This window comes from Streptomyces radiopugnans, assembly GCF_900110735.1.
GTDB lineage: Bacteria > Actinomycetota > Actinomycetes > Streptomycetales > Streptomycetaceae > Streptomyces > Streptomyces radiopugnans.
Map to the genome: position 1 here is coordinate 77359 of NZ_FOET01000015.1, position 10442 is coordinate 87800.

9 protein-coding genes and 1 tRNA gene are annotated in these 10442 nt (G+C 76.6%); 8 read left to right on the forward strand and 2 right to left on the reverse strand.

Going from position 1 to position 10442, the window contains the following annotated elements:
* The first annotated feature begins 156 nt into the window (after positions 1-156).
* From cobT to BMY40_RS22370, 4 genes are all read left to right on the forward strand, one after another.
* On the forward strand, positions 157-3552 hold the full coding sequence (gene cobT / locus BMY40_RS22355) for a nicotinate-nucleotide--dimethylbenzimidazole phosphoribosyltransferase (RefSeq protein ID WP_093662460.1): 3396 nt from the start codon (positions 157-159) through the stop codon (positions 3550-3552).
* A gap of 180 nt (positions 3553-3732) precedes the next feature.
* The gene (gene cobA, locus BMY40_RS22360; protein WP_093662462.1) at positions 3733-4965 is read left to right on the forward strand and encodes a uroporphyrinogen-III C-methyltransferase; all 1233 of its coding nucleotides are present in this window, start codon (positions 3733-3735) and stop codon (positions 4963-4965) included.
* 56 nt (positions 4966-5021) lie between these two features.
* On the forward strand, positions 5022-5858 hold the full coding sequence (locus tag BMY40_RS22365; protein ID WP_425443157.1) for a TrmH family RNA methyltransferase: 837 nt from the start codon (positions 5022-5024) through the stop codon (positions 5856-5858).
* 245 nt (positions 5859-6103) lie between these two features.
* The gene (locus tag BMY40_RS22370) at positions 6104-6316 is read left to right on the forward strand and encodes a hypothetical protein (RefSeq protein WP_093662464.1); all 213 of its coding nucleotides are present in this window, start codon (positions 6104-6106) and stop codon (positions 6314-6316) included.
* A gap of 19 nt (positions 6317-6335) precedes the next feature.
* Here BMY40_RS22370 and BMY40_RS22375 read toward each other — a convergent pair whose 3' ends face one another.
* Positions 6336-7733, reverse strand: a complete 1398-nt coding sequence (locus BMY40_RS22375) for a serine/threonine-protein kinase (protein ID WP_093662466.1) — start codon at positions 7731-7733, stop codon at positions 6336-6338.
* Positions 7734-7980: 247 nt separating this feature from the next.
* Here BMY40_RS22375 and BMY40_RS22380 point away from each other — a divergent pair, with 247 nt between their 5' ends.
* The 4 genes from BMY40_RS22380 to BMY40_RS22395 all read left to right on the forward strand — a co-directional run bounded on the left by BMY40_RS22380 (position 7981) and on the right by BMY40_RS22395 (position 10292).
* Complete coding sequence (locus BMY40_RS22380; protein ID WP_093662468.1) at positions 7981-8223, forward strand: hypothetical protein; 243 nt, start codon at positions 7981-7983, stop codon at positions 8221-8223.
* A 245-nt stretch (positions 8224-8468) separates the two neighbouring features.
* Positions 8469-8678 carry a hypothetical protein gene (locus BMY40_RS22385; RefSeq protein WP_093662470.1) on the forward strand — a complete coding sequence of 70 codons (210 nt, stop codon included), beginning with the start codon at positions 8469-8471 and terminating at the stop codon, positions 8676-8678.
* A gap of 189 nt (positions 8679-8867) precedes the next feature.
* Positions 8868-9872: a phosphotransferase family protein gene (locus tag BMY40_RS22390; protein ID WP_245770249.1), complete on the forward strand. Its 1005-nt coding sequence runs from the start codon at positions 8868-8870 to the stop codon at positions 9870-9872.
* A 135-nt stretch (positions 9873-10007) separates the two neighbouring features.
* On the forward strand, positions 10008-10292 hold the full coding sequence (locus BMY40_RS22395) for a TFIIB-type zinc ribbon-containing protein (protein ID WP_093662472.1): 285 nt from the start codon (positions 10008-10010) through the stop codon (positions 10290-10292).
* Between the two features lie 81 nt (positions 10293-10373).
* Here BMY40_RS22395 and BMY40_RS22400 read toward each other — a convergent pair.
* Positions 10374-10442 (reverse strand) — tRNA-Val (locus BMY40_RS22400).

A 10442-nucleotide genomic window follows, 5' to 3' on the forward strand; every position in this document is an offset into this window, starting at 1 on the left:
GCCTCCCGCGGGGTGCGGCGGCGGGTAGGCTGATGGACCGTTGTGCCGCCAGCCGGGGTTGACGCTTTGTCTGTCGATGTCCGGATGGTTCAGGCGGGGGCACGGCGGGCGCCCGCTGGGGCTGGAAGGAGCACTACCGATGGGCGAGGGGTACGCATGACTGACACCGGCCGGGTCCCGGGCGAGGGGCAGCCGGAGAACGCAGGCGGACAGCCGGAGCAGCCGGGTACACCGGCACCCGGCACGTACACCTTCGCGGGCCCGGTCGAAGGTGTGGGGTCGGGCTACGAGGACGATCTGCTGCTGCCCGGTTCCCAGGGATGGGGCGAGGCGGCGTCCGCGCAGCCCCAGGCACCCGCGTCCGCCCCCGTGCCCGGCCCGCGCGGGTCGGACGGATACGGGCAGTACCCGGCGCCGTCCGCGCAGACGGCCCACGGCCAGGCGCCCCACACCGCCGCGACGCCTCCTAGGCCGCTGCACCTGGGGCCGCCCGTGCCCGAGCAGTCCGGTGTGGTGCGCACGCTCGCCGACCGCAGCAGCTCTCCGGCGGCTCCGGCGCCCACGCCCCCGCAGGGCATGCCCGTACGGCAGCCGGGACCGCCGACCACGGGGCCCGAGTACTTCGACGTCGCCCACGAGGAGCCCGCGGCGCAGGCCGCCCCGTCCCCGGAGGCGCCCGGGACGACCGCGCCCGCCCCTGCCGCGCAGCCCGGACCGCAGCAGCCCGGCACGCTTCCGTCGGACCCGGTGCAGCCGGGCGCCTGGGCGCCGCAGCCCCCGGCGCCGGCAGCGGAACCGCCGGTGGAACCGGCCCCCGCTCCCGTGCAGCCGACGGCGGGATGGCCGACCGAGCCGCTTCCCGGTCCGGACCTGGCCGCGATGCCCCCCCTCCCGGACGCCGGTGAGGCGACCGCCGCGCAGGCACAGGCACCCGCTCCGGAGTTCGCGCCCGAGGCGGAGGCAGCGGAGCCGCACCCCCAGGAGCCCGTGCCGGCACCGGCACAGGAGGCTCCCGCACCCGCGCCCGCTCCGGAGTCGGAGCCCGCGGCGGAGCCGTCGGCGGAGGCGGTCGAGGCCTCTGCCGTCGAGCCGCCCGCCGCCGAGCCCTCCGCCGCCGAGATCGCCGTGGCCGGCCCCGCACCGCAGACCGCCGACGAGCCGCAGGCCGCGGAACCGGAGCAGCCCCGGCCCGCCGCCGAGCAGGTACCCGGACCCGAAGCGCCGGAGAACCCGGAAGGCACCGGGGAGCCCGTCACGGCGGAGGTCCCGGCGGACGCTTCCGCTTCTGCCGAGCCCGAGCCCGAGGCTGGGGCCGGGATCGAGGCGGCCCCCGCGGAACCCGCTCCCGCGGAACCCGGTTCCGAGGCGGTGGCCGAGGCTCCCGCGCCCGAACCCACCGCGGCCGAACCCGCGCCGGTCCAGGCGCCGTCCGAGCCCGTCCCCGCCGAGCCCGTGCCTTCCGAGCCCGAGGCCGAGGCCCCCTCCCCGGAGCGGGCCGGGACCGGCGACGAACAGGTCCCCGCACCCGCCCCCGAGCAGCAGCTCGCCGTGGCGGCGGTGCCCGGCGCCGGACCGCAGGTGATGGAGGCCGTGGCGGTCACCGCCGAGGCCCCCCGTCAGGACGACGGACAGCCGCCCGCCGACGGCGGGCCGGCCGTACCCGCCGCCGAGCAGGCGCCCGAGCCCGGGACGCCGGAGGTGGCCGGCACTGCGGAAACCGACGGCGCCGCGGAGGCCGACGGCGCCGCGGAGGCCGGCGGCGCCGCGGAGGACACCGGCGCCGAAGCCGGTGCCGAAACCGGCGCCGCTCCCGCTCCCGCCGCCCCGGGGTACGACGAGGCCGAACGCGAGACGCTGCACCGCCTCATGCGCGAGCGCCGCGACATCCGCAACGGCTTCCGCTCCGACCCGATCCCCGACGACGTGCTGCTGCGCGTCCTGGAGGCGGCCCACACCGCCCCCAGCGTCGGCCACTCCCAGCCCTGGGACTTCGTCCTCATCCGCTCCGAGGAGACCCGCAGGACGATGCACGAGCTGGCCATGCGCCAGCGCGACGCGTACGCCAGGTCGCTGCCCCGGGCCCGCGCCAAGCAGTTCAGGGAGCTGAAGGTCGAGGCGATCCTCGACACCCCGGTCAACATCGTCGTCACCGCCGACCCCACCCGCGGCGGCCGCCACACCCTCGGCCGCCACACCCAGCCGAAGATGGCGCCCTACTCCTCGGCCCTGGCGGTGGAGAACCTCTGGCTCGCGGCCCGCGCCGAGGGTCTGGGCGTGGGCTGGGTCAGCTTCTTCGACGAGCGCGAGATGGTCCGGGTCCTCGGCCTGCCCGAGCACCTGGAGGTCGTCGCCTACCTGTGCATCGGGTACGTGGACGCCTTCCCGGACGAGCCCGAGCTGGTGCAGGCGGGCTGGTCCAAGCGCCGCCCGCTGTCCTGGGTCGTCCACGAGGAGTCCTACGGCCGCCGGGTCCTGCCCGGCGCGGAGGAGCCGCACGACCTGCTCACCGAGACCCTGGCGGGCATCCGCCCGCTGGACGCCAAGGCGCTCGGCGAGGCGTGGGAGCGCCAGAAGCGGATGACCAAGCCGTCCGGAGCGCTCGGCATGCTGGAGATCATCTCCGCGCAGCTCAGCGGTCTGGCCCGGCAGTGCCCCCCGCCGATCCCCGAGCCCGCGGCCGTCGCCGTCTTCGCCGGGGACCACGGGGTGCACGCCCAGGGCGTCACCGCCTGGCCGCAGGAGGTCACGGCGCAGATGGTGGCCAACTTCCTGGCCGGCGGCGCGGTCTGCAACGCCTTCGCCGGCCAGGTCGGCGCCGAGGTGTGCGTGGTGGACGTGGGCGTGGCGGCGGACCTGCCGTCCGCGCCCGGTCTGCTGCCGCGCAAGGTGCGGCCCGGCACGGCGGACTTCACCACCGGGCCCGCGCTCACCCGCGAGGAGGTGCTGCGCGCGGTCGAGGTGGGCATCGAGACCGCCCGCGACCTGGTGGCGGCGGGCAACAAGGCGCTGCTGACCGGTGAGATGGGCATCGCCAACACCACCGTCTCCGCCGCGCTGATCTCCGTCTTCACCGGCGCCGACCCGGCCGAGGTCACCGGCCGCGGCACCGGTGTCAGCGACGAGATGCACGCCCACAAGGTCGAGGTGGTGCGCCGCGCCCTGGAGTTGCACCGGCCCGACGCCTCCGACCCCCTCGGCGTCCTGGCGGCGGTCGGCGGGCTGGAGCACGCCGCGCTGACCGGGCTGATCCTCGGCGGCGCCTCGCTGCGCACCCCCGTCGTCCTCGACGGAGTGAGCGCGGGGGCGGCGGCCCTGGTCGCGCGGGCCATCGCGCCCGAGGCGCTGGCGGCCTGCATCGCCGGTCACCGCAGCGCGGAGCCCGGCCACGTCGCGGCACTGACCAAGCTGGGCCTGCGCCCCCTGATCGACCTCGACCTGAGGCTCGGCGAGGGGACGGGCGCGCTGCTGGCCCTGCCCGTGGTTCAGAGCGCGGCCCGTGCCATGCACGAGGTCGCCACCTTCGACTCGGCGGGCGTCACCGAGAAGAACTGACGCGCCCGCCGTACCGCCCGCAGGCCGCCGGGAGGGCCCGAGCCCTTCCGGTGACCTGCGGCACAGCGTGTCCGGGCCGCCGCGTCGTACGCTGCCCGCACCCGCTGCGTCCGCAGCCAGTCCCGTTTCCGCCGCTCCACCGCCGCAGCGGCCCGCGATCCTCCAAGGAGCCGCACCGCCATGTCCGAGCACTCCGCGCACCCCGCCTACCCCGTGGGCCTGCGTCTGACCGGGCGCCGTGTGGTCGTCCTCGGCGGCGGGACCGTCGCCCAGCGGCGGCTGCCCGCGCTGCTGGCCGCGGGCGCCGACGTCCTGCTGATCGCGCCCTCGGCCACCCCCTCGGTGGAGGCCATGGCCGAGGCGGGCGAGCTGCGCTGGGAGCGCCGCGCCTACCGTCCGGGCGATCTGGACGGTGCCTGGTACGCGGTCGTCGCCACCGACGACGCCGAGGCCAACGCGGCCGCCTCCGCCGAGGCCGAGGAGCGCCGGGTGTGGTGCGTCCGCAGCGACGACGCCGACGCCGCCACAGCCTGGACCCCGGCCACCGGACGCAGCGAGGGCGTCACCGTCGCCGTCCTCACCGGACGCGATCCGCGCCGCTCGGCAGCCGTGCGCGACGCCGTGGTCGAGGGCCTGCGCGACGGCACCCTGAGCGCCCCCCGGCACCGCGCCCGCAGGGCCGGCGTCGCCCTGGTCGGCGGGGGCCCGGGCGACCCGGACCTGATCACCGTGCGCGGCCGCCGGCTGCTGGCCGAGGCGGACGTGGTGATCGCCGACCGGCTCGGCCCGCGCGACCTGCTGGACGAACTGCCGCCGCACGTCGAGGTGATAGACGCGGCCAAGATCCCCTACGGCCGGGCGATGGCCCAGGAGGCCATCAACGCCGCACTCGTGGAGCACGCGAAGGCCGGGAGGTTCGTCGTGCGCCTCAAGGGCGGCGACCCCTACGTCTTCGGCCGCGGCATGGAGGAGGCGCAGGCGCTCGCCGAGGCCGGGATCCCGGTCACCGTGGTGCCCGGCATCTCCAGCTCCGTCAGTGTGCCCGGCGCCGCGGGCATCCCGGTCACACACCGCGGGGTGGCCCACGAGTTCACCGTCGTCAGCGGCCATGTCGCGCCCGGCGATCCGCGTTCGCTGGTGGACTGGGCGGCCCTGGCGAAGCTGCGCGGCACCCTGGTGATGCTGATGGCGGTGGAGCGCATCGGCGCCATCGCCGAGGCCCTCATCGAGCACGGGCGGTCCCCGGACACGCCCGTCGCCGTGGTCCAGGAGGGCACCATGGCCGGCCAGCGCCGGGTGGACGCCACCCTGGCGACCGCGGCGCGCACGGTCGAGGAGGAGGGCGTACGCCCGCCCGCGGTGATCGTCGTCGGCGAGGTGGTCGGCGTGAACCGGGCCGAGACCGGCCGGTGACGGCGCCGGGGGCCGGGAGGACCGGAGGGACCGGGGGAGAGGACGAGGAGACCGCCGTGGCGGAAGGCGCGACCGGGGCGGTGCGGGGCCCGATCACCGTCGAGGACCCCGGAGATCCGCGACTGGGCGACTACACCGGCCTGACCGACGTCCGGCTGCGGCGTGTGCGCGAACCCGCGGAGGGCCTGTTCATCGCCGAGGGGGAGAAGGTCATCCGGCGCGCCCTCGCGGCCGGCTACGAGATGCGGTCGATGCTGCTGACGCCCAAGTGGGCCGAGGCGATGCGCGACGTGATCGCCTCGGCCCGGGTGCCCGTCTACAGCGTCGGCCCGGAGGTGGCCGAGCGGGTGACGGGCTACCACGTGCACCGCGGGGCCCTGGCCTCGATGCGCCGCAAGCCCCTCCCGAGCCCGGCGGAGCTGCTGGCGCACGCGCGCCGGGTGGCGGTGCTGGAGGCCGTGAACGACCACACCAACGTCGGCGCCCTGTTCCGCAGTGCCGCGGCGCTGGGCATGGACGCGGTACTGCTCTCCCCGGACTGCGCCGACCCCCTCTACCGGCGTTCGGTCAAGGTCTCCATGGGAGCGGTCCTCCAGGTGCCGTGGACCAGGCTGGAGTCCTGGCCGGAGGACGTCGGGGTGCTGCGGGAGGCGGGATACGTCACGGCGGCGCTCGCCCTGGACGAGGACGCGGTCGACCTCGGCGAGTTCGCGGCCCGCCGGCCCTCCAGGCTCGCCCTGATCCTCGGCTCCGAGGGGGACGGCCTGCGCCCGTCCACGGTCGCGGCCGCCGACGTGACCGTGCGGATCCCGATGAGCGCGGGCGTCGACTCCCTCAACGTCGCCGCGGCCGCGGCCGTGGCCTTCTACGCGACCGGCCCCGCCGCGGGGTGAATCCGTCCGGGCGCCCCTGTCCGCCAAAGCGGGCATTTCGTGACACTGCGTGATAAATTGAGCGCGCCAGTACTCGGTCGGCGCGGCCGACGGCGGGCCGACCGCCGCCCCGGCCCGCTCACGTCGATGAAACGAAGGTCTGTACTGGGGGTGCAGACCTCGACTTTGCCCCATCCAGAGGATGGTCGGGTTGAGGCCGTTCGAACTCGGTCCGGCCGTCCTTCCGAAGGGAAGGAAGACGACCGATGAGCACTCAGCCCGTCTCACACCCCCCGGTGGTCAGAGCCCTGTGGGTCCTGGTGGCCGTGCTGTTCTCCACCCTGGTCGCCCTGGTCGCGGGCATCCTCTCCGGCGCCGCGGGCAGCCCCTTCCCCGAGGCCGTGCTGCACGCCGGCGGTGCCTTCGCCGCGGCCCTCCCGCTGTGCCTGACCGTCCTGTCCGCGCTCGGCGCGCTGTAGGCGCCGGGGTGAGGGGACGTCAACGGGCGGGGCGCCCGGCCGAGGCGGCGGAGTCCGGCCGCCCGGTCACGTCCCCTGTCCCGGTCGCCGCCCCGGCCGCAGCCTCGGCCCCGGCCACGCCCGCGTCCGCGGCGCCGATGGCCGGATCCGCGGAACGCCCCAGCCCCCGCGCCGGCCCCTGACAGCCCTGCGCCGTCGCGATCCCGAGTGCGACCAGCAGCGTCACCGTCACGAACACCACCAGGCGCTGGCGCAGCAGACGGGGGTTCGCCGGCCGCCGCGCACCCTGCCGGGTGCCGCCCGCGGTGCGCACCGGACGCCGGGCCGAGGACCCTCCCGCGGTACCGCCCGCCCGCCCTCCGGCGGACGGCCGGGCGCTGTTCCGGGGTGGTGTGCGCGGTACCGGGCCCCGGGACGTGCCCGTCCCGTCCCGCCCGGCGAGGCCCGTGCGGCCGGAAGCCCCCTGGGAGCCGCGGCCGCCCGAAGGGCGGTCGCCGTCGCGCGAGGTGCGCTGCCGCAGGTACTGCTCGGCCCGCCTCCCGGTCGGCCGCACCGGACGTACGGCCGCCCCCGTGGCGGCGCCCTCCGGCAGCCCGCGCGCCTCCCGGGCGGCGATCTCCCGCAGCCGCAGCGACAGTTGCAGTGTGCTCGGCCGGTCCTCCGGGTCCTTCGCCAGACACGCCCTCACCAGTGGCGCCAACGCCGCGTGCACACCGTGCAGCTGGGGCTCCTCGTGCACCACCCGGTACAGCATCACCTCCGAACTGCCCTGTCCGAAGGGCGAGTCCGCGGTCGCCGCGTACGCCAGCGTCGCGCCCAGCGAGAACACGTCCGTCGCCGGGGTCACCGCCGCCCCCCGTACCTGCTCGGGCGCCAGGAAGCCGGGGGAGCCCACCGCCGTGCCGACGTGCGTGAGGGTGCTGGCGCCGGTCGCCCAGGCGATGCCGAAGTCGATGATGCGCGGGCCCTTGGGCGACAGCAGGATGTTCGACGGCTTCAGGTCCCGGTGCACCACACCGGCCTCGTGCACCGCCACCAGCCCCTCGGCCAGCGCCGCACCGATCGAGGCGACCTGCGCGGCGGGCAGCGGGCCCTCCTCGTTCACCTTGTCGTGCAGCGACGGCCCCGGCACGTACTGCGTGGCGAACCACGGGCGGTCCGCCTCCAGATCCGCCGCCACCAGCCGGGCCGTGCACCCGCCGCGGATCCGGCGGGCGGCCGACACCTCGCGCGCGAAGCGCGAGCGGAACTCGGGGTCCTCCGCGAGATCCGGCCGGATCACCTTCAGCGCCACCCGCTGCCCGCGCCGGTCGGAGCCGAGGTACACCACGCCCATGCCGCCCGCGCCCAGCCGCCGGTGGAGCCTGAACGAGCCGACGACTCGCGGGTCCTCGCGCCGGAGCCGCATCATCGCCATGTCCTTCCCCTACCTCCGGCCGGGAGGCCCGTCCCGCCCCGTTGGGGCGGCCCTGCACTGCCCGGTCCCTCTGACGTGCCACAGCTTACGGACTGCGGCCCCTCCGCGCCGACAGGCCGCGCATGCGGACCATGCCGGTTGTCAGTGCCCGGTGGGAGACTGAGGGAGTGGGCGCGCGGCAGTCAGGGGTGGGGAAAACCCTGCTCAGGGGGCGTCCTACAGGCCTTCCCGGAAGGGGGATCGCACGATGAAGGGCGACTGGGTGGAGATCGTGGTGGACGCCGGAGACACCACCCGTACCTATGAGATGGCGGCCACGCGTGCGGGTCGGCGCGTGGAGACGCAGGTGCGCAGGGGAGTGGTGGAGGTGAGCGAGGTCACCCGCAGCGGCACGGTGGTGCGCACCGCGCGCTTCATGGCCAACCGGGTGCTGGCCCTGGTCGAGCACCCGGTGCCGCGGGAGGACGCCGCGCAGGAGCCGGGGCGCTGACCGGCGGCGCGGCCCGTCCGCTCGGGGTTTCCCCTCCGGGAAGTCCCGGGCCCGGGAGGGCGGTTCTCCACCCTGGGGAGTACCCGGGGCGCACCGGAGTCATCCTGCGGGAGGCCCCCGTTCGGTACGCGGGCATGACGCCCGGGGGCGCCCCTCGCTTCTAGTGTTGTCCTCAAGCGGCGGGTGCAGCACTCGTCCCCCGAGGCCAGACGCCCGCCGCCCCGGATCACGACAGGAGCGGAACCATGGCGCACACAGCAGAGCGCCCGGCGGCCCGGACACGTGGGCGTCTGGCGGATCTCGCCGCCCTCGGCACCCGGCCGGGCGACCGCCGCCACCCTCTGGTGGCCGCCGTCATGGTCCTTCCGCTGGCCGTGCTGCTGGCCGTCGTCTTCGGCGGTGCGGAAGCGGTGATCACACAGGCGTCGTCCGTGGCCGGACTGCTGGGGTTCTGACACAGGGCCCCGGGCTCGGGAGAGCGGCCCGAGCCCGGAACATCCGGTCACACAACCCCGTGGGGACGGGGGTACGGCGGACGGCGCGAGGCCCGGGCAGTCGGGGAACTGCCCGGGCATCGTGCCGTCCTGGGCCGTACGATCCGCCGCACGGCCCGCGCCCGCGGGCCCGCAACGGACGGGGACACCGTGGCGCACGCACCGCTCACCGCACCGCTCACCGCACATCTCGCGCACCGGGCCGCCTCCGCCCACGCAGCGGCCCCCGACGGCACCGCCCGCCCCGTGGTGCTGGCCGAGCGGGCCGACGCCACCGTCGTACGCAGCGGGAGCGTCGTGGCCAAGGCACACGCCCCCGGCGGCGACTCCGGCCGGCTCGCGCTCCGGCTGAGCGTCGCCGCCCACCCGCTGCTGAGCCGCGTCCTGCTCGCGCCGCTGCCCGTCACCGCGGATCCGCCCAGCAGGGCCCCGGAAGCAGGGAGGGGGCCGGAGAGGCGGCTCCTGGACACCCTGCCCGACGGCCGCCCGGTGAGCCTGTGGCCCTACGGCACCCCCGTGGACCCCGGTGCGCCCGATGCCGCCCCCTGGGAGGCGGTCGGGGCGCTGCTCGCCCGCCTGCACGCCGTACCGCCCGCCGCGCTGCCCGGCCCGCTCCCGCCGATGCGCGGCCCGGCCAAGGCGTCCCGCGCTCTGGAAGTGCTGCGCCGCACCGTCCGCCGCACCGCCGCGGTACGGGCCGTCGAGGCGGCCTGGGCCCGTCTGCCCGCGTGGACGCGCGACGAGGCCCCGCCGCCGCGTGCGGACGCCCTCTGCCACGGAGACCTCCACCTGGGGCAACTCGTGCGGCACCCGGCGCCCGACGGCCCCTGGCGCCTCATCGACGTGGACGACCTGGGTCTGGGCGACCCGGCCTGGGACCTGGCCCGTCCCGCGGCCTGGTTCGCCACCGGGCTGCTGGCACCCGCGGACTTCGGCCGCCTCCTCGACGCCTACCGGGCCGCGGGCGGCACCGCGCTCCCCGGCGGCGCGGACGGCCCTCCCGCCGACCCCTGGCCGCGGCTGGACGCGCCCGCGCGGGCGCTGACCGCCCAGCTGGCGGCCCGTGCCCTGGTCAGGGCCGAGGCCGAGGGGCGGGCGCCGGACGAGACCGACCGGGCCCTGGTCGACGCCTGTTCCCGCATCGCGGGGTCCTGAGGAGCCCGCGGGCCCTACGCTGGTGCGCCCGGACGGCCGCCCCACCGGTCCGACCGGTGCGCGGACGCATCCAAGTAACCCCCGCAGCGCGTCCGCACAGTCACACGGTCCCTACCGCCACGGAGGCGAGACGCGATGCAGTGCCCCAAGTGCCGAGCGCACATGCAGACCTACAACCGCAGTGGAGTCCAGATCGAGCAGTGCAGCGGCTGCCGGGGGGTCTTCCTCGACTACGGGGAGCTGGAGGCGCTCACCCGCCTCGAGTCGCAGTGGTCGCAGCCCGCCCCGCCTCCGCCGGGACCTGCCGCCCAGCCCTACCCGGCCCCTCCCGCCTGGGGAGCCCCGCACCATGGCCACCACGGCCACCACGGCCACCACGGCCGTCACAAGAGCTTCAGCCGGATGCTGTTCTCCTCCTGACCGGCAGCTCCCCTCCCGGCCGCAGGACGGTCCGGGGCACGGCGAAGGGCCGGAGCGCCATGCTCCGGCCCTTCGGGGGTGTGGACGATACTGGGATTGAACCAGTGACCTCTTCCGTGTCAGGGAAGCGCTCTCCCGCTGAGCTAATCG

Excerpts from the sequence above, each read along its gene's own strand:
- cobT (WP_093662460.1), top strand. The coding sequence starts at position 157 with ATGACTGACACCGGCCGGGTCCCGGGCGAGGGGCAGCCGGAGAACGCA.
- cobA (WP_093662462.1), top strand. The coding sequence starts at position 3,733 with ATGTCCGAGCACTCCGCGCACCCCGCCTACCCCGTGGGCCTGCGTCTG.
- BMY40_RS22370 (WP_093662464.1), top strand. The coding sequence starts at position 6,104 with ATGAGCACTCAGCCCGTCTCACACCCCCCGGTGGTCAGAGCCCTGTGG.
- BMY40_RS22375 (WP_093662466.1), bottom strand. The coding sequence starts at position 7,733 with ATGGCGATGATGCGGCTCCGGCGCGAGGACCCGCGAGTCGTCGGCTCG.
- BMY40_RS22380 (WP_093662468.1), top strand. The coding sequence starts at position 7,981 with ATGAAGGGCGACTGGGTGGAGATCGTGGTGGACGCCGGAGACACCACC.
- BMY40_RS22385 (WP_093662470.1), top strand. The coding sequence starts at position 8,469 with ATGGCGCACACAGCAGAGCGCCCGGCGGCCCGGACACGTGGGCGTCTG.
- BMY40_RS22395 (WP_093662472.1), top strand. The coding sequence starts at position 10,008 with ATGCAGTGCCCCAAGTGCCGAGCGCACATGCAGACCTACAACCGCAGT.